We start from the raw sequence: 18573 nt of genomic DNA, 5'->3' as shown, positions 1-18573 counted from the left end.
TATAAGATAATACATTAAATAAATACTGTTAGTAGCATTATCTACTACTTCATTATTATAATAAAAATTGTTTTATTGGCTTTATATATTGAAGTTCTTTTTAAGAATTATTTAATATAAAGTTAATGCTTAAAAAGCAAATGAAACAGTACTACCCACTAGCCAATTTCTTTTGGCAGCAGGTTCATAAAAATAACCATTTCTTTCATTAACAATAACAGAACCAACGTAGCGACGATCCAGTAAGTTATCGATTCTAACAAAACCATTTATTGTCCAGTGGTCGCCACTTTGCCATGTGTAACCAGTATAAGCAGAGCTGGTAAAGTAGGAAGGGGCGGCTTCAGAGTTATTGTCAGTGACATAGATTTTACTCATATATTGCCCATCAATGCCTACATACCAACCTGTATCTGGTTTCCAAGTAATAGCTCCATAGAGTGTTTGTTTAGCTATACCTGGAATATAGTTGTTACTTCTAATATCAGCAGAAACATTATCGCGGTAGTAAGCGTCTATCCATGTATAAGATAATTGTGTTTTGATATTTTCAGCAAAGTCATTATTCCAAGCTAATTCAAAACCATTACGACGTGTTTTACCACCATTTTGGTAAGTACTTCTACCACCAATATTGCCCGCGGTGATAATTTCGTCCTTAGTATTGATTTGAAATAAGCTAGCTGTAATCATGCCGCGAGGTAGCATTATTTTAGTACCAAGCTCATAGTTGTCACTGACAGATGGTTTAAGGTTTAAGTTTAAACCTGCATCGCCATCAGGACGATAGGATAATTCAGTAAAGGTAGGGGTTTCAAAACCTTTAGCATAGGAAGCATAAAGATTAATATCAGAAGTTATGGCATAGCTTAAAGCTGCCATTGGTAATATTCTATGGTAAGTTTTAGAACCACTATCATCGCCATTGGATATATACTTGTCATCTGATTTAAAGCGAACGGTGCTATAACGAACACCAGTATCTAGTTCCCATTTAGAAGCAAATTGCCAAGAACTTTGCATATAAGGATCAATATTATAAAGTTTATTATTTTCTTTACGTCGTAACTTTCCTTTTTCTCCATAAATAGGATTAGTGGCGGTACCTAGATAGTTTTCATAACCTTTACGATTATCTTTCATAAGGTCATAAGAAATACCCGAGATCAAGGTAAAAGGGCGATCAGCTAAACTGAGATGAGATATCCAACGTAAGTCAGCACCACCGTAGTTACGTTGAAAATCGATTACACCACCCGCATGGCCAGGATTTTGTTGTGCCGCAAAAGGTATTGATTGGTATTGCACATTATCCCTTACACCATAATAAAGCATGGCTTTTAGTTCATTATTATCATTAATATTTTGTTCGTATAAAAAGCCACCTTGGGTTTGGGTGACTTTTTTGCGCGTATCAAATTGTTTTGCTTTGTCAGCATTTTTAGGATCATGTTTAAATTGTTGGCGTGTTACTCCTAAAGGATCTTGAGCCTTTAAGTCCACATTGTTAAGAACAAAAGTAATTTTTCGATCAGGGTCTATTTGCCAGCTAAATTTAGCATTTTGTAAGTTTTTCTGGGTATCACTATGATCGCGATAACCAGTGGTTGAAAAATGGCTACCACTTAATGTGTAGTTGAAACTACCTGTTTCAGTAGGTATTGAGCCTGTTCCTTTTACATTATTGCGATAGGAGTTAAAACTACCAATGGCTGTACTTGCTTCAAGAGCGGGACGTTCAGAACCATCTTCTGTAAAAATTTGGATAACACCACCTGATGAATTGCCATAGAGTGATGAAAAAGGGCCTTTTAATACTTCAATATGGTCAACACTGGCTAAATCAATATTAGAAATTTGTCCCTGACCATCAGGCATTGAAGCAGGAATACCATCTACGTAAATACGTGTGCCTCTTACACCAAATGCAGAACGTGCACCAGCACCCCGAATAGATAATCTAAGGTCTTGTGCATAGTTATTACGATTTTGTATTTGTACCCCTGCAACACTTTGTAGGCTTTCTGATAAATTAACTTGTAACTTGCTATCACGAATATCTTTACCTTCAATAATATCCACAGCAGCAGGTGTATCAAAAACTGTTGTTTCTGTACGGGTACTACTAACTTCTACAGTAGGCAATACAATATCATCTGCAGCAACTACATAACTTGTTGGTAAAATAATATTGCATAATAGGTAGATAAAGGCTTTTTTTTCTTTCCGTAATAGCTTTTTCATATTATCCGTAAAGTTTTAAAAGGAAGATCTAATCTCTAAACCGCCCACTACAGCATTGCGGACATGTGTCACGCCACCTGGATTTTTAACATATTGAAGGTTAGGGCGAACAGAAAGCCATTTAGCGATATTAATAGCATAATAAAGCTCTGCATTGTATTCTGCCCTTTGAATAGGTGTGTAGTCGGGGTTGTCATAGCCTAAAGCACCATTATTGGCTTGATAAATTTCATTAGCTAAATGTTGCCCACGACGTGTTCTTGAACCTACATCAATCCTTGCTACAGCTAAGCCTATGCTATCTTGTGGGCGAAAGTTAAAAGGCCCTTTATAAATACCACCAATGAACTGATTATTGGTAACAGCATTAGTGTTTCTATCATGCATACTAAAGCCAGCAAACAGCACTAACCCTCGAGATGTATCTTTACCGTGAGAGGTAACTTGCTGTTGACCAATAAGCCACCAACCATGTCTATTGCTTCTAGTTTTTGCATGATTACCTGTTATAGCAATGGGGGAACCATATTCATCTTTATAAACATCATTTTGATTAGCAGATGAATAAAAATAACCAACCCTGTACTCACCAGGTAAACCATTGTTACCTACTTTAGGTGTCCAAATAAACTCCATAGGGAATAGTGCACCACGGCCACCGCTCCCATTTAATTTAAAACCATTACTTTTTTCTAAGACAGAAGGGTTTTGTTCAAATGCGCCAATTTGGAAAGCAAAATGAGGGGTGAAATCATATTTAATTTTAGCTGCCCATTGGCCAATAGGGCCGTTATACCATGAGTTTACCCAGTTACCCACTTGTGAACCACAAAAGGCTAAGTTTTGAAATTCACAACCTAAATCAGCAAATGTATTAAAGTCATCACCAACACCATAACGACCAGCTTTAATAGACAAACGATCAAAGAATTTTTGTTGATACCATAAGTGAGTAAGGCGTACTGTTTGACCTCTGCCATAAATTTCTTGGGTATTAGATAACTGTCCTGTTCGGGGATCTGCTAGGCGATCACTTGATAATGATCTGCCATTACGGGCTGTTATAGTTACTTGAAATTCAGCAATGGGCAAACCGAAAATTTTCTCTAAATCTAAATGGCTTCCTAATGTCCATTGGTCAGCATAACGTGCCGTACGATCATTATTGTAACCGCCACCTAAGTTAGCAGAGGTTTCAGATAAATAATTAAAAGAAAATTGATAACCTTTTGCCTGTAAATTTGAGCGAACACCGCCCCAGTCACCTAGCATCCAAGGGGAGTCTATATCAAAAGGTTTAGCCTGAATAGCTGAGCTAAAAAGAACAGTATTTAATCCTATTACCACTAATGTTTTTATGATGTAGTTATTAGTTTTTGGTTGTATAGGTATCATAATGTTCCTTCAGCATTATTTATGTTTAGTTATTGGTTTCAGGTAATGCATAAGCAATAATGTAATCACCCATCTTAGAGCCAAAAGAACCATGACCACCCACCACTAAAAGTACATATTGGCGACCATCCTTACCTTTATAAGTCATAGGTGTCGCTTGACCACCAGCAGGTAATCTTGCTTTCCAAATCTCTTCACCTGTAGCTACGTTATAACCACGAATATATTGATCAAGTGTACCGCTCATAAAAGCAACACCACCTGCTGTTGTAATAGGGCCACCCATAGCAGGTACACCTACAGGAAAAGGCATAGGAATAATTGGTGTATTGTCTCGAGAGGTACCGTTATGATGTTTCCACACAACAGAGTAATCAGTGAGGCTAATACCTGCAACGTCTCCCCAAGAAGGCGCTTGGCAAGGAAAGCCTAATTTAGACAAAAATGGATGCATTATAACTGCATAGGGAGCACCTTTATTAGGCTGTAGTCCTTGTCCTTCGGAGGCTTTTTTAGCATCTTTAGCTAATTGTGAAGCAGGTACAAGTTGTGAAACAAAAGCCATGTAATTAGCGGGTGTAAAAATAAGTTGTCTTTCAGGGTCTACTGAAATACCCATCCAGTTAAATACGCCTACATTACCTGGATAAATAAGGCTGCCTTGTACAGAAGGAGGGGTATATTGCCCTTCATAACGTAAGGATTTAAAACCAACTCGGCAGGTTAATTGGTCAAAGGGTGTTGCGCCCCACATGTCTTTTTCAGTTAAGTTAGGACGTAATAAATTAAGTGCTGATCTTGGTTGAGTTTTTGAAGCCCAATCACCTTCAACTGCACCTTGTGGTGTTTCAATATCATGAATAGGAACGATAGGTTCTCCTGTCTTACGATTTAAGACATATAGGCTACCTTGTTTAGTGGGTTGTATTACTGCAGGTTCAATACCAAGTTTTGTTTTTAAGTCTATTAACACAGGCTGTGCAGGTACATCCATGTCCCATAGGTCATGGCGAGTAAATTGGTAGTTCCAACGAACTTTACCCGTTTCTATCTCTAACGCTACAATACCAGCACTAAATTTTTCAGCACCTTCAGTACGTTTGGCACCATATTGATCAGGAGTTTGGTTACCCATTGGTAAATAAACCATGCCTAACTTTTCATCGGCACTCATCACAGACCATACATTAGCTGAGTTACGTGGGTATATTTCTCCATTAGCAATAGGTTCCGTTTTGTCTGGTTGGGTACTATCCCAGTTCCATACTAAATGACCATCAGATATATCAAAGGCTCTAATAACACCTGATGGCTCATCAGTAGACTCATCATCTGTTACATGAGCACCAACAATAATTAAATTGCGTGTAACAACTGTTGGAGAGGTTGGATAGTATCCACCTGGTGTAAATGGACCTATATTTTTAGTTAAATCTACGGAGCCATTATCACCAAACTCTGAACATATTTCGCCTGTGTCAGCATTAAGTGCTATTAAGCGAGCATCAGCAGTAGGTAAAATAATACGACGTGGACAAGAACTGTTTTTAACTTTTTCTGCAATAGTATTATCGATTGTTAAATCGTTATCTGGTGTAGTTTCTTGATCTAGTGATAAATATTTATCCGCATCATAATAAGAAACACCACGACAAGTCATATGTGCCCAACCTTTGAAATTTTCAGCACCTTCTAAGCTTATTTTAGGATCATACTCCCAACGAGTTTTACCTGTTTCTGGTTCTAACGCTAAAACTTTACTATGGGGTGTACAAGCATAAAGAAGGCCATTAACTTTCAATGGAGTGTTTTCGTTGGTAATTTCTAAAGGGTCATTTTTACTAGGTATATCACCTGTTTGAATACGCCATACTTCTTTTAAATTATGAATATTATCAGGTGTAATTTGATTAAGAGAAGAGTAATGGAGCCCTGCATTAGTACCACCATAAGCTATCCAGTCATCACTTGCAATTTGGTCAGGATTAATATGGTTTGCTTTAGGATTATCTATGATGCCTTTAATTGTTGTATTTGGATCTGTAAATAAAGGAGCTACTATAATAATAGCACTAACTACAACAGCAATACTAAGAAGAATAGGTAATTTTGGTTTTTTAGTTTGTACTTGTAATGGTTTCCACCACCAAGGCAATAACAGCATAACCCCTAATACGAACCATACCCATAAGCGTGGTACTACTAACTGCCACCAATCTAAACCAACTTCCCATAATCCCCAGCCAGTAGAGCCTAATAAAAATAACGCAAACAAAATAAGCGCTTCTTCATGGTTAAGCACAATTAAAATACCTGTAACAATTAAGGTAATACCTGCAATTAGATAATAGTAAGAGCCACCTAATGAGACCAGATCGATACCTCCGATTGATAAAAATAATCCCATCAGAATGAAGATTATGCCTGTGGCTATCAGTAATTTATTTTTGCTAAACATTTATTAACCTTCATAAGTAAGTTTGATTTTCTGAAAAGGGGAAAATGACAAATTTAATTTGTACTGTAATGATGTTCAGAAATATAAAGTTATTTAATCTTGTTATATCAAAGTAGTAAATTAACAATAAGTAGCAATTGGAATTTCATAGCTTGAGAGAACTTCATATAAGTAGTCCCTATTAAGTAATGTATGAACTAAACCCAAGCAACTAGAAACAGGGATATCCATAAATTTTGCAAGCTCACTTAAAAAAAGAGGTCTTTGCTGAGTGGCAAAAACCTCGACTAAGTCTAGTCTTATAGCAACCAGTTTTACCGTCATATTATTTGTTCTCTTAACAGTGTATTAAATTAGAAAATAAATTCATGCTCGTAAAATGTTGTACCGTGTTAGTTTAAGATATCAATTAATTACAATTTTTGTTTAAGAGAGCATTTACAACACGAAAACCATTTTTCTGCCTATTTTTTGGAAAATAGTCTGGTCTGTTCACAAATATGTGTTATTGCATTATGGACTGCTTTTTGGTCATCATTTAATTGAAAACTCACAACGATATCATCTTATTATTTTACTTTTTAAAAAATAAAGTCAACTGTATTTGTTTATGAAAAAGAGTAATATTTAGAGCGTCTTATAATATTGACAAAATATAATTCTCAACTTTTAATATGAAAAAAATTTATAAATATAAAAAGGTAATAATAAATGCGAAATAAGATCTATAAAACAGCACTGGATGCAATCAGTGATGTTATTCATGATAATCAATTAATAGCTGTTGGTGGTTTTGGTGCTTGTGGTGTGCCATTTGCTTTAGTCGATGCGTTGTTAACAATAGGTGTAAAAGATTTAACCGTTATCTCCAATAATGCAGGAAATGATGGCAAAGGACTAGGCAAGCTGATTGATAGTCGCCAGATAAAGAAAATGATTTCTTCTTATGTAGGTGAGAATAAAGAATTTGAGCGTCAATATTTAGACGGTGAACTAGACGTTGAGTTTACACCACAAGGTACTTTGGCAGAAAAGTTAAGGGCAGGTGGCTGTGGTATTCCTGCTTTTTATACTCAAACAGGTGTGGGAACAGTAGTTGCAGAGGGTAAAGAAACCAGAGAGTTTGATGGTAAGCAATATTTATTAGAGCAAGCATTGCATCCAGAAGTGTCGTTAGTTAAAGCTTATATAGCAGATAAAGCAGGTAATTTACGTTTTAGAAGAACAGCCTGTAATTTTAACCCTGAAGTGGCAATGGCAGGCAAAATCACTATTGTAGAAGTTGAACAGTTAGTTGAGGTGGGTGAACTTGATCCTGATGATATTCATTTAGCAGGTATTTATGTTCATCGAGTTTTCCATAATCCACATGCACAACAAGATAAATATATAGAACAACGTACAATAAGAGAAAGGGCTTAATACTATGGCTTGGACAAGAAATGAAATGGCTGCTAAAGCAGCACAGGAGCTAACCGATGGTGCTTATGTTAATCTAGGAATAGGTATTCCAACCCTTGTCGCAAACTATGTGCCTGATGGTGTTGAAGTGTGGTTACAAAGTGAAAATGGTTTATTAGGTATAGGCCCTTTTCCTACAGAAGAAGAAATTGATCCTGATTTAATCAATGCAGGTAAACAAACCGTCACCACTATCGCAGGTTCCGCCACTTTTTCATCGGCGACCTCTTTTGGCATGATTCGAGGCGGTAAAGTTGATTTAGCTATTCTTGGTGCAATGCAAGTAAGTGAAAAGGGCGATCTGGCAAACTGGATGATTCCTGGCAAGCGTGCGAAAGGCATGGGTGGTGCGATGGATTTAGTGGTAGGTGTTAATCGCATTGTGGTGATTATGGAGCATGTTTCTATTAATAAAAAGGATGGAAGTACAGAGTTTAAAATAGTACCTGAATGTACTTTTCCTTTAACAGGGGTAGCAGTGGTTGATCGTATTATTACTGATTTAGCGGTATTAGATGTAACGCCAGAAGGGATTAAATTAGTAGAATTAGCCCCTAATGTAACAAAGGAAGAAGTGCAACAAAAAACAGCTGTGAAATTACTCTAAGGTTTAAGAAAACACTGTTAATTTTAGAGCTTATAGTTGTTCTATGACTCAGAAGTACGATTAGCATGAGTGATAAAGTAATAAGTATATTTATAACTAGAGATTTTTATAAGTATTTTAAGAGTATTGATATATAAGGATAGTTTTATATATAGTCTTTTATTTATTCTGTGTAAGTGTTTCAATGAGATGACCATTACTTATTTCCAAAATATGTTCACCAAATAGTTCAACATCCTCTATGTCATGGGTAATAAGGATAATAGGGATATCTAGCTGCTGTTGCAGTTCATGTATTTCCGTACGTATTTTTTTGCGTAAAGTTTGGTCTAATGCTGAAAAGGGCTCATCTAATAATAAAATACTTGGATTAGTAACTAATGCTCTGGCTAATGCGGTACGTTGCTGTTGACCGCCAGAAAGCTGGTGAGGGTAGTGATTAGCTAGTGATGCTAATTCAAGATTATTTAACCACTTAGTGACTTCAGGAAAATGAATATTTTGACTAGGATTTAGCAATCCTTTTTTAAGGGCAAAGCTTACGTTCTGTCTAACCGTTAAATGTGGAAATAAGCTATAGTTTTGAAAGAGATAAGCTAAGTTTCTTTGTTGGGGCTTTAGATTAATTTTTTTATCAGTATCAAATAGTATTTTATCAGCCATTTTTATATAGCCTGTATCAGGTTTGATTAAACCAGCAATACTTTTAAGTATCATAGTTTTGCCAGCACCAGATGGGCCAAAAATAACGATACGTTTACTATTCGAAGAAAATTTTACATTTAGTTTAAAAGTATGTGTAGCAGAGTTTAAAGTTTTCTGTATATCAAGTTCAATTTGCATAGCCAATTAACAAGGTATCTTATGTGAAGTTAAACGTTTAGCTAGCAATAATACAATAATACAGACAATAGAGGTAATTAAAACAAGGGTATTTGCAATACTATCTTGTCCTGCCTGTACAGCTTCATAAATAGCAACTGATAAGGTTTGGGTTTTACCCGGAATGCTACCTGCTACCATTAAAGTAGCACCAAACTCACCTAGCGCACGGGCAAAAGCTAATAATACGCCTGCTAGAATACCGCGCCATGCAAGGGGGAGAGTTACCCGAAAGAAAATAGCTAATTCAGAGATGCCTAATACTCTCGCTGTTTGTTCATATTGTTGATCGATACTTTCAAAAGCAGCTCTAGCAGGTTTAAATACTAATGGAAAAGTGACTACCACTGAGGCAATAACAGCTCCTTGCCAAGTAAAGATGAGATTAATATCAAATACTTCTTTTAGCCATTGGCCAATCCAGCCATTACGACCTAAGAGAACTAGTAGGTAATAGCCTAATACAGTAGGTGGCATTACCATAGGGAGGGTAAGAATAGTATCTAATACCTCTCTGCCAAAAAAACGTTTGCGAGCTAGTAAGTAACCAACAGATATGCCTAGTATAAGGTTGATAAAAACAGCCCAGCCGGCAACTTTAAGAGAAAGAAAAAGAGCTGACCAAGCTATATCCATAATAATTCAACTATTGATTGATAGAGGAGAAACCATATTTAGCTAATATTTGTTGACCTTCTGTTGATAATACAAACTCAATAAAATTATTAGCTAGTTGATTATGCTTGCTCTCTTTTATTTGTGCAATAGGATAGGTTACAGCTGTTTTTAAAGACGCTGTTAATAATATTTTTACTTTATCTTGCATAATAGCCGCATCACTACCATATACAAAACCAACATCTACTTCATCTCTTGCAACATAATCAAGAGCTTGACGGACGTTTTGAGTATAAATAAATCTGTCCTTTAACGACTGCCATTGGCCAGTTTGTTCTAATGCTTCTTGAGTATAACGGCCAGCTGGTACATTAGCAGGATTGCCAACAGCAATACGTTTTACAGTATCTAAGTTAAGATCAGTTAACTCTTTAATAGTTAATGAGCTTGCAATAGGGGATATTAATACTAGTGTATTTTGGGTAAAGTCTTTACGGGTTTCATTGTTAATTAACTGTTGTTGTTCTGCCTGATCCATTGTTTCCTGATCAGCAGAAGCAAATACATCAACAGGAGCGCCTTTGGCTATTTGTTGAAGTAGGGTACCTGATGCTGCAAAATTAAAAAGAATTTTGTCAGCAGGGTGTTTCTTTTCAAACTGAGTAGCAATTTCTTTAAATGCATTATTTAAGCTAGCTGCTGCTGACACAACAATTTCTTCAGCTTGAACAATTGAAGCAAAGGATAAACCAATAACACTAGCTAGTAATTTTTTTGTTAAGTTTTTGCTAATCATGATGAAATCCTTTGAATTAAAAAAAGTACCCACCTAAATATGGTGGTGGGTACTAAGTGAAATGCTAAGAACGAGGCCTTACAAGTTGCCATGCACGTGTTATATAAGTGACAGCAGCAAAGCCACTAAAAACATGAACTAGTCTTGTAAAAGGGAAAATTACAAATAACCCCATCCCCATAAATATATGTAATTTGAAGATGATAGATGCTTCAGCGATAAAACTAGCCGCATCACCACGGAAAGTTACGATATGTTGTGCCCAAGTCATTAGTAATACCATTTCATGACCATCTAAATGTTGGGAAGATACAACAATAGTACTAAGGCCAAGTAACAAGGTAATTAATAGCCAAATCAAAACTAACTTATCACGCCAAGTACTATTGGCTAGTAATCGGTCACAGGTAAAGCGACGATGGATTAGAATAACTAATCCCACTAAACACATAGTACCCATTATGCCACCAGCTGTCATAGCTACTACTTGTTTGAATGAGTGGCTAATACCAAGTGTATCCCAAACCACTACTGGAGTTAATAAGCCTACTAAATGTCCAAAGAATAGGCCTAAAATACCCACATGGAATAAAATATTGCCTAAACGTAATTGCCCTGCATAAAGTAACTGGCTTGATTCACTTTTCCAAGAGTATTGTTCCCGTTCAAAGCGAACTAAACAACCTACAATAAAAATACTCATGGCAATATATGGATAGATTCCAAATACAAATTTATCAATATAATTCATTTTGCTTGCCTCTCTAAAGTAGTACTGGCCATACAGGCGTTGGAGCTATTTATTTGTAAAAGTGGCTCTATACCTTCGGGATTAGGGCCGAATTTTTCTAAAGCCTCATCCATATCCCGTATGGGAGGAGTAGTTAAAGGTTTTGGTTTGACAGGTGAAAGTGATTCCAACACTTGAAAAATACCAGCATACACAGAGTTGTCAGCAGCTAGTTTATTACCAAGATGGCTAATAACATCAATAGCTTCACCTAATAGGGCTGTTGCTTTATCTTCATCACAAATAGTTAGAAATTCTAGAAATAATGGTAAATAATCAGGTAATTCATCCGAAACTACTTCAAAACCTGCTGATTTGTATTCTTCCATTAAATCTACCATTGCTTGACCACGAATGCGGTCTTCACCATGGATATGTTCAAACAAATGCAAAGAGTGTGTAGGTGTGCGGTCAAAAGTCTGTACATAATTCTCTTGCAAGGTGATGATGTCAGTTGTAGTTAATTCAGTTAGCAAAGGCGTTAACTGATGAGTAGCTACTTTTTCATCTGCTAGTAGTTGCTTGATAGTGGGAATACTATCAAGCAAATCCTGTTCAGGATAACAAAGTAATACAGAGATTATTTTGTAGATTGCCATTAGCTATTACTCTCCTTGTTTCTATTAGCCTCACGATCTTGCATTGCATCACTGAAGATAATAGGAGAGGCTTTTTTCTTGCCAAATAGACTAGGTTTGCTAGCACCATCTGAACAGCCATTGCCAAATGTAAAGCCACAAGAACCTTTGTCATTAAATGCTGTTTCAACCATTTCTTTATGAGAGGTAGGAATAACAAATCTATCCTCATAATTAGCAATAGCCATAATTTGATACATTTCATCTACTTGCGCAGGTGACAAATGAGTACTTTTTAAAGTAGACACATCAGCTTGTTTATCAACAGATTTACTACGCATATAACGACGCATAGCAATCATTGTTTCTAGAGCTTTTAAAACAGGTTCTTCTTTACCAGCAGTTAACAAGTTAGCTAAATAACGTAAAGGAATACGTAAATCTTTAACATCAGGAATAATACCGTTTTCACCAATTAGACCATTCTCCATTGCTGATTGAATAGGAGATAAAGGTGGGATATACCAAACCATTGGTAAAGTACGGTATTCAGGATGAAGAGGGAAGGCCACTTTCCATTCCATTGCCATTTTATAAACAGGTGATTTTTGTGCGGCATCTAACCAGCTTTGAGAAATACCTTGTTTAAGTGCTTCTTCAATAACTTTTGGATCGTTTGGATCTAAAAATACACCTAGTTGAGATTCATATAAGTCTTGAGTGTTTTCAACTGATGCAGCTGCTTCAATTTTATCCGCATCATAAAGTAATACACCAAGATAACGAATACGACCCACACAAGTTTCAGAACATACCGTAGGTTGACCACCTTCAATACGTGGATAACAGAAGGTACATTTTTCAGCTTTACCTGATGTCCAGTTATAGTAAATCTTTTTATAAGGGCAGCCAGAAATACACATTCTCCAACCACGACATTTATCTTGGTCAATAAGAACGATACCATCATCTTCACGCTTATAAATAGAACCTGATGGGCAACTAGCTACACAGGTAGGATTCAAACAGTGTTCACATAAACGTGGTAAATACATCATAAACGTATTTTCAAAAGTAGAGTGAATCTCTTTTTGAATACCTTCAAATAACATATCTTTAGCACGTTTCTTGAACTCTCCACCTAAGTCATCTTCCCAGTTTGGACCCCATTCAATTTTGTCCATTTTCTTGCCTGTTAAAACAGAAACTGGGCGAGCTGTAGGAGGGGTTTTTACATCTGGTGCATTTTGTAAACGCTCATAATCATAGGTAAAAGGTTCATAATACTCATCGATTTGTGGCAAGTTTGGGTTAGCAAAAATATTACCTAAGATTTTTAACTTACCACCTTGTTTAGGTTGTAATTTACCACCCTTAAGTACCCAACCACCGTTATATTTTTCTTGGTTTTCCCATTCTTTAGGAAAACCAATACCAGGTTTGGTTTCTACGTTGTTAAACCATGCGTATTCCACACCGTCACGGCTAGTCCATACGTTTTTACAAGTTACGGAACAGGTATGACAACCGATACATTTATCAAGGTTTAACACCATGCCGATTTGTGCTCTAATTTTCATCAGCTAATCCTCTTCTCTTATAACTCGACTTTAGGTTGTTGTACGGTATCGGCTTGTTCTAACCAATCAACTTTCTTCATTTTTCTAACTACTACAAACTCATCGCGGTTTGAGCCTACTGTACCGTAATAGTTAAAGCCATAAGCAAGTTGCGCATAACCACCGATCATATGGGTTGGTTTAAGTACTGTACGAGTTACTGAGTTATGGATACCTCCACGTTTGCCAGAAACTTCTGCACCAGGAACGTTCACGATTTTTTCTTGGGCATGATACATAAGTGTCATGCCTTCAGGTACACGCTGGCTCACAATTACACGAGCGGTCAATGTACCGTTTAGATTAAATACTTCGATCCAGTCATTATCAACAATACCCGCTTTTTGAGCGTCTATTTCAGATATCCAAACATGCGGGCCACCACGGGATAGGGTAAGCATTCTTATATTGTCTGAATAGGTACTATGGATACCCCATTTTTGATGAGGTGTAATAAAGTTAAGAACAACTTCTGGATTACCATTACTATGCTGGCCTAAGACTTTCTTAGTAGTTTTTAAGTCTACAGCAGGTTTGTAAACACAAAGTTCTTCACCAAAGCTACGCATCCATTGATGATCTTGATAGAACTGCTGACGGCCAGTGATAGTGCGCCATGGTATAAGCTCATGGACATTGGTATAACCAGCGTTATAACTCACTTCTTCACTTTCTAAACCTGACCATGTAGGAGAGGAGATAATTTTGCGAGGCTGTGCTTGAATATCTCTAAAACGAATACTGTCATGTTCACGTGGCTTAGCAAGATGTGTATGATCAATACCAGTGATTTTAGAGAGTGCGCCCCATGCTTTAACAGCAATATGACCATTAGTTTCTGGCGCCAGTGTTAAAATCATCTCAGCTGCATCAATAGCCGTATTTAGTTTAGGTTGACCTTGTGCTACACCTTCTTGAACAACACTGTTTAAACCACGTAAGATATCAACTTCATGCTTAGTATCCCAGCTAATACCTTTACCACCATTACCTATTTTCTCTAATAATGGGCCGATAGAAGTATATTTTTGATAAATAGCACCATAATCACGTTCAACTACAGTCATAGCTGGCATTGTTTTACCTGGAATAGGTTCACATTCACCTTTTTTCCAGTCTTTAACATCAAACGCTTGGCCTAGTTCTTGAGGTGTATCATGCATTAGCGGTGTTAATACAAGGTCTTTTTGTACACCTAAGTAGTCTTTACCTAGTTCAGAGAACTTCTTGGCAATACCTTTATAAATTTCCCAGTCAGTTTTGCTTTGCCATAAAGGTTGTACTGCTTCACTTAATGGGTGAATAAAAGGATGCATATCAGAAGTATTTAAGTCATCTTTTTCATACCAAGTAGCGGTAGGTAATACAATATCACCATACAGGCAAGTAGTAGACATACGGAAATCAAGTACTACTAATAAATCTAATTTGCCTTCTACAGCAGGGCGAACAGTAATTTCAGTTGGTTTAATACAGTTTTCTTCTTCAGAAATAACGGCATTTTGAGTACCTAATAAATATTTTAGGAAATATTCATGGCCTTTGCCCGAAGAACCTAAAATATTAGAGCGCCATACAAACATATTGCGTGGGAAGTTAACAGGATTATCTGGGTCATTACATGACATATCTAACGAACCATTTTTTAATCCATTAACTGCATATTGAATAGGATCTTCACCATTGGCATTAGCTTGTTTGGTTATTTCTAATGGGTTAGTGGCTAGTTGTGGGGCAGAAGGTAACCAACCCATGCGCTCAGCTTTAGCGTTGTAATCAATTAACGCCATTTTGGTGAGTTCACTGCTGGCAGTAGGTGCAATAATTTCATTAACACCTAATTTTTCATGGCGCCATTGGCTTGTGTGAGCATAGAAGAAAGAAGTACCATTCATTTGACGTGATGGACGGTGCCAGTCTAGACCAAAGGCTAGGGGAGTCCAACCTGTTTGTGGGCGTAGTTTTTCTTGGCCTACATAGTGAGCCCAACCACCGCCACTTTGTCCAATACAACCACACATCATCAACATATTGATAATGCCACGATAAGTCATATCCATGTGATACCAGTGGTTTAATGCAGCTCCGACAATTACCATGCTCTTACCATGGGTCTTATCTGCGTTTTCAGCAAACTCACGCGCTACTTGAATAACCATTTCTGGTTTAACACCAGTATGTTTTTGTTGCCATTTAGGTGTATATGGAACATCATCCATATAATCTTTAGCAACATTACCGCCACCTAAACCACGATCAATACCATAGTTAGCTATCGATAAGTCAAAAACAGTAGTAACTAATGCTTGCGTACCATCTGCTAAGGTAATGGTTTTAGTAGGTACATTGCGAACGATTTGCTCGCTGTGTTCATCTCCAGCAAAGTAGCTGAAAGCAACAGGAGTAGCTTGGTCGTGTTTATTGAATAAAGAAAGTTGCGCTTTAATTTCACGATCTTTGCCATCTTGCTCTTGTAGATTCCATTTACCAGATTGTCCCCAACGGAAACCTACAGAACCTTTAGGTGCAACAATATCACCAGTATTTTCGTCAATAACTAAGGTTTTCCAATCAGGATTATTTTCTTCGTCTAAGTTATTGGCTAAATGACTAGCACGTAAGAAATAGTCAGGAATATATTTTCCATCTTGCTCTTTTAACATGACTAACATTGGCATGTCAGTGTATTGACGACAGTAGTCAGAGAAATACTCAGAAGGATTATCAAGATGGAATTCTTTTAAAATTACATGCCCCATTGCCATTGCTAAAGCGGCATCGGTACCTTGTTTAGGCGCTAACCAAATATCACCAAACTTGGCCATTTCACCAAAGTCTGAAGAAACGGCTACGGTTTTAGTACCTTTATACCGAACTTCTGTATAGAAGTGAGCATCTGGGGTACGTGTCATTGGTACGTTAGAACCCCATACCATTAGGTAAGTAGAGTTATACCAATCGGCTGATTCAGCTACGTCAGTTTGTTCACCCCATACTTGAGGGCTTGCTGGAGGTAAGTCACAGTACCAGTCATAGAAGGAGAGAGGCACACCACCAATTAATGATAAATAACGAGAACCTGCTGCGTAACTTACCATTGACATAGCAGGGATAGGCGAGAAGCCAATAACACGGTCAGGTCCAAAGTTTTTTACAGTGAAATTATTAGCCGCTGCAATAATCTCATTCACTTCATCCCAGTTAGAGCGAACAAAGCCACCTAAGCCACGACGTGATTTATAAGATTTTGCTAGCTCTGGAGTTTGGCTAATATATTCCCATGCAGCAATAGGATCTTTCGTTTTACGAGCTTCTCGCCATAACTTGGCCATTTGTCCACGTAACATAGGGTATTTAACCCGTTGTGCAGAGTAGACATACCAGCTATAAGATGCACCACGTGGGCAACCACGAGGCTCATGGTTAGGTAAATCAGGGCGTGTACGGGGATAGTCGGTTTGCTGAGTTTCCCAAGTAATTAAGCCGTTTTTAACATAAACTTTCCAGCTACAAGAACCTGTACAGTTAACACCATGGGTTGAACGAACAATCTTGTCATGTTGCCAACGTTGGCGATAAGCGTCCTCCCATTTTCTATCTTCTTCAACAACAGCACCATGGCCATTAGAGAAGGTACTTTTTACCTTCCCAAAGAAGTTTAAACGATCTAGTAAATGGCTCATAATATCTCCTAATCACGGAATTTTTAATCTATCAAATCTATTAATTATTATTTAATTAGCAAGGTGCTTCAGCATTTTTACGCGCGTAGAACCACCAATTAATTAGTACACAAGTTATATAAAAACCTATGAAACAATAGAATGCCATTGCAATGGAACCAGTTTGATCAATAGACATACCATTGATTCTAGGGATAGCAAAGCCACCATAAGCACCAATTGCTCCAATAAAACCTAATACTGCACCTGACTCTTTATTTGCATTAAGCATGGCATGTTTTTGAGCATCTTCACCTTTGCCTGCTGCTAAGCGTTTATGAAACTGTATAAAGATATTGGGTACTTGGGCAAAAGTAGAACCATTACCCACGCCAACAAAGGCAAATAATAAGAGGAAGCTAATTAAGAAGCCTGCAAAGTTACCGCCTTGTCCTTGATGAGGTAAGAAGAATAAAACAGCACCCACACAAAGGATCATAGCAATGAAGCTCCATTGTGTTACACGTGCGCCGCCAATTTTGTCAGATAAGAAACCACCAAATACACGGAAGATAGAACCTAATAATGGGCCTAAAAATGCATAGGTTAAAGGATTAACAGCAGGAAATTCATGTTTAATCAGTAAAGGTAAAGCAGCAGAGAAACCAATAAATGATCCAAAAGTACCCACATAAAGCCAACACATAATCCAATTATGTTTACGTTTAAAAATGGTTGCTTGATCTGCAAAAGAAGCTTTAGCTGAAGCGATATCATTCATACCAAACCAAGCAAAAATAACCACTAAACTAATAAATGGAACCCAAACAAAACCTGCGTTTTGTAACCATAAATAAGAAGTAGCACCATCATGTGTCCAAGTTTGTGGGCCACCAGCAATGGCACCAAAAATACCAATGCCAATCACCAATGGTACAATAAACTGTACTGCGGAAACGCCAAGGTTACCTAAACCTGCATTTAAACCAGTAGCACTACCTTTTTCTGCTTTTGGGAAAAAGTAGCCAATATTAGCCATTGATGAACTAAAGTTAGCACCACCAAAGCCACAAAGTAAGGCAAGAATAGCCATAGTTGAAAAGCTAGTAGTTGGATCTTGAATACAGATACCTAAACCAACAGTAGGAATTAATAAGCTAGCAGTTGAGACGGCTGTCCAACGTCTACCACCAAAAATAGGTACCATAAAAGAATAGAAGATTCTTAGCGTAGCACCAGAGAGGGCAGGTAAAGCAGTTAACCACATAAGTTCATTAGGCGTATAGTTAAAGCCTATACGGGGTAGATAAACGACAACAACACTCCACAGTTGCCAAACAGCGAAGGCGAGTAGTAATGCTGGAATTGATATCCATAGATTACGTCGGGCAATGGAGCGCCCTTGTTGTTCCCAAAATTTTGGATCTTCAGGATTCCATTGAGTGAGTACTTTAGCCATGTGC

14 protein-coding genes are annotated in these 18573 nt (G+C 37.3%); 2 read left to right on the top strand and 12 right to left on the bottom strand.

Annotated elements, in window-relative coordinates; translation table 11 throughout:
* Nucleotides 1–129: 129 nt before the first annotated feature.
* From ACQVD9_RS11155 to ACQVD9_RS11140, 4 genes are all read right to left on the bottom strand, one after another.
* Nucleotides 130–2244, bottom strand: a complete 2115-nt coding sequence (locus ACQVD9_RS11155) for a TonB-dependent receptor family protein (protein WP_264746029.1) — start codon at nucleotides 2242–2244, stop codon at nucleotides 130–132.
* A 15-nt stretch (nucleotides 2245–2259) separates the two neighbouring features.
* The gene (locus tag ACQVD9_RS11150; protein ID WP_264746028.1) at nucleotides 2260–3639 is read right to left on the bottom strand and encodes a carbohydrate porin; all 1380 of its coding nucleotides are present in this window, start codon (nucleotides 3637–3639) and stop codon (nucleotides 2260–2262) included.
* Between the two features lie 25 nt (nucleotides 3640–3664).
* Nucleotides 3665–6097 (bottom strand): glucose/quinate/shikimate family membrane-bound PQQ-dependent dehydrogenase, encoded by a 2433-nt coding sequence (locus tag ACQVD9_RS11145; RefSeq protein ID WP_264746027.1) that lies wholly within the window; start codon nucleotides 6095–6097, stop codon nucleotides 3665–3667.
* Between the two features lie 120 nt (nucleotides 6098–6217).
* Nucleotides 6218–6421 carry a helix-turn-helix domain-containing protein gene (locus ACQVD9_RS11140; RefSeq protein WP_413774155.1) on the bottom strand — a complete coding sequence of 68 codons (204 nt, stop codon included), beginning with the start codon at nucleotides 6419–6421 and terminating at the stop codon, nucleotides 6218–6220.
* A gap of 387 nt (nucleotides 6422–6808) precedes the next feature.
* Here ACQVD9_RS11140 and ACQVD9_RS11135 point away from each other — a divergent pair, with 387 nt between their 5' ends.
* Together ACQVD9_RS11135 and ACQVD9_RS11130 are read left to right on the top strand one after the other, a co-directional pair.
* Nucleotides 6809–7519 (top strand): CoA transferase subunit A, encoded by a 711-nt coding sequence (locus tag ACQVD9_RS11135; RefSeq protein WP_264746026.1) that lies wholly within the window; start codon nucleotides 6809–6811, stop codon nucleotides 7517–7519.
* Between the two features lie 4 nt (nucleotides 7520–7523).
* Nucleotides 7524–8165, top strand: a complete 642-nt coding sequence (locus tag ACQVD9_RS11130) for a CoA transferase subunit B (RefSeq protein ID WP_264746025.1) — start codon at nucleotides 7524–7526, stop codon at nucleotides 8163–8165.
* A gap of 159 nt (nucleotides 8166–8324) precedes the next feature.
* On the opposite strand, the gene ACQVD9_RS11125 is transcribed toward ACQVD9_RS11130, so the two are convergent.
* From ACQVD9_RS11125 to ACQVD9_RS11090, 8 genes are all read right to left on the bottom strand, one after another.
* Nucleotides 8325–9008 carry a sulfate/molybdate ABC transporter ATP-binding protein gene (locus ACQVD9_RS11125; protein ID WP_264746024.1) on the bottom strand — a complete coding sequence of 228 codons (684 nt, stop codon included), beginning with the start codon at nucleotides 9006–9008 and terminating at the stop codon, nucleotides 8325–8327.
* Nucleotides 9009–9014: 6 nt separating this feature from the next.
* Nucleotides 9015–9683 carry a molybdate ABC transporter permease subunit gene (modB, locus tag ACQVD9_RS11120; RefSeq protein ID WP_264746023.1) on the bottom strand — a complete coding sequence of 223 codons (669 nt, stop codon included), beginning with the start codon at nucleotides 9681–9683 and terminating at the stop codon, nucleotides 9015–9017.
* A gap of 10 nt (nucleotides 9684–9693) precedes the next feature.
* Nucleotides 9694–10461: a molybdate ABC transporter substrate-binding protein gene (gene modA, locus ACQVD9_RS11115; RefSeq protein WP_264746022.1), complete on the bottom strand. Its 768-nt coding sequence runs from the start codon at nucleotides 10459–10461 to the stop codon at nucleotides 9694–9696.
* Nucleotides 10462–10525: 64 nt separating this feature from the next.
* Nucleotides 10526–11212: a respiratory nitrate reductase subunit gamma gene (gene narI, locus ACQVD9_RS11110; protein WP_264746021.1), complete on the bottom strand. Its 687-nt coding sequence runs from the start codon at nucleotides 11210–11212 to the stop codon at nucleotides 10526–10528.
* On the bottom strand, nucleotides 11209–11850 hold the full coding sequence (gene narJ / locus ACQVD9_RS11105; RefSeq protein ID WP_264746020.1) for a nitrate reductase molybdenum cofactor assembly chaperone: 642 nt from the start codon (nucleotides 11848–11850) through the stop codon (nucleotides 11209–11211). The genes narI and narJ overlap by 4 nt, the downstream gene beginning before the upstream one ends.
* The gene (narH, locus tag ACQVD9_RS11100; RefSeq protein ID WP_264746019.1) at nucleotides 11850–13409 is read right to left on the bottom strand and encodes a nitrate reductase subunit beta; all 1560 of its coding nucleotides are present in this window, start codon (nucleotides 13407–13409) and stop codon (nucleotides 11850–11852) included. The genes narJ and narH overlap by 1 nt, the downstream gene beginning before the upstream one ends.
* 17 nt (nucleotides 13410–13426) lie before the next feature.
* The gene (locus tag ACQVD9_RS11095; RefSeq protein WP_264746018.1) at nucleotides 13427–17131 is read right to left on the bottom strand and encodes a nitrate reductase subunit alpha; all 3705 of its coding nucleotides are present in this window, start codon (nucleotides 17129–17131) and stop codon (nucleotides 13427–13429) included.
* 55 nt (nucleotides 17132–17186) lie between these two features.
* Complete coding sequence (locus ACQVD9_RS11090; protein ID WP_264746017.1) at nucleotides 17187–18569, bottom strand: NarK family nitrate/nitrite MFS transporter; 1383 nt, start codon at nucleotides 18567–18569, stop codon at nucleotides 17187–17189.
* Nucleotides 18570–18573: the final 4 nt, after the last annotated feature.

It is taken from the genome of Entomomonas sp. E7T21 (assembly GCF_058693955.1).
Note: the sequence above shows the minus strand (reverse complement) of the source record. Positions and strands in the feature narration are given on the sequence as shown.

Excerpts from the sequence above, each read along its gene's own strand:
- ACQVD9_RS11095 (WP_264746018.1), bottom strand. The coding sequence starts at position 17,131 with ATGAGCCATTTACTAGATCGTTTAAACTTCTTTGGGAAGGTAAAAAGT.
- narJ (WP_264746020.1), bottom strand. The coding sequence starts at position 11,850 with ATGGCAATCTACAAAATAATCTCTGTATTACTTTGTTATCCTGAACAG.
- modB (WP_264746023.1), bottom strand. The coding sequence starts at position 9,683 with ATGGATATAGCTTGGTCAGCTCTTTTTCTTTCTCTTAAAGTTGCCGGC.
- ACQVD9_RS11140 (WP_413774155.1), bottom strand. The coding sequence starts at position 6,421 with ATGACGGTAAAACTGGTTGCTATAAGACTAGACTTAGTCGAGGTTTTT.
- narI (WP_264746021.1), bottom strand. The coding sequence starts at position 11,212 with ATGAATTATATTGATAAATTTGTATTTGGAATCTATCCATATATTGCC.
- ACQVD9_RS11125 (WP_264746024.1), bottom strand. The coding sequence starts at position 9,008 with ATGCAAATTGAACTTGATATACAGAAAACTTTAAACTCTGCTACACAT.
- ACQVD9_RS11150 (WP_264746028.1), bottom strand. The coding sequence starts at position 3,639 with ATGATACCTATACAACCAAAAACTAATAACTACATCATAAAAACATTA.
- narH (WP_264746019.1), bottom strand. The coding sequence starts at position 13,409 with ATGAAAATTAGAGCACAAATCGGCATGGTGTTAAACCTTGATAAATGT.
- ACQVD9_RS11145 (WP_264746027.1), bottom strand. The coding sequence starts at position 6,097 with ATGTTTAGCAAAAATAAATTACTGATAGCCACAGGCATAATCTTCATT.
- ACQVD9_RS11155 (WP_264746029.1), bottom strand. The coding sequence starts at position 2,244 with ATGAAAAAGCTATTACGGAAAGAAAAAAAAGCCTTTATCTACCTATTA.
- ACQVD9_RS11090 (WP_264746017.1), bottom strand. The coding sequence starts at position 18,569 with ATGGCTAAAGTACTCACTCAATGGAATCCTGAAGATCCAAAATTTTGG.
- modA (WP_264746022.1), bottom strand. The coding sequence starts at position 10,461 with ATGATTAGCAAAAACTTAACAAAAAAATTACTAGCTAGTGTTATTGGT.
- ACQVD9_RS11135 (WP_264746026.1), top strand. The coding sequence starts at position 6,809 with ATGCGAAATAAGATCTATAAAACAGCACTGGATGCAATCAGTGATGTT.
- ACQVD9_RS11130 (WP_264746025.1), top strand. The coding sequence starts at position 7,524 with ATGGCTTGGACAAGAAATGAAATGGCTGCTAAAGCAGCACAGGAGCTA.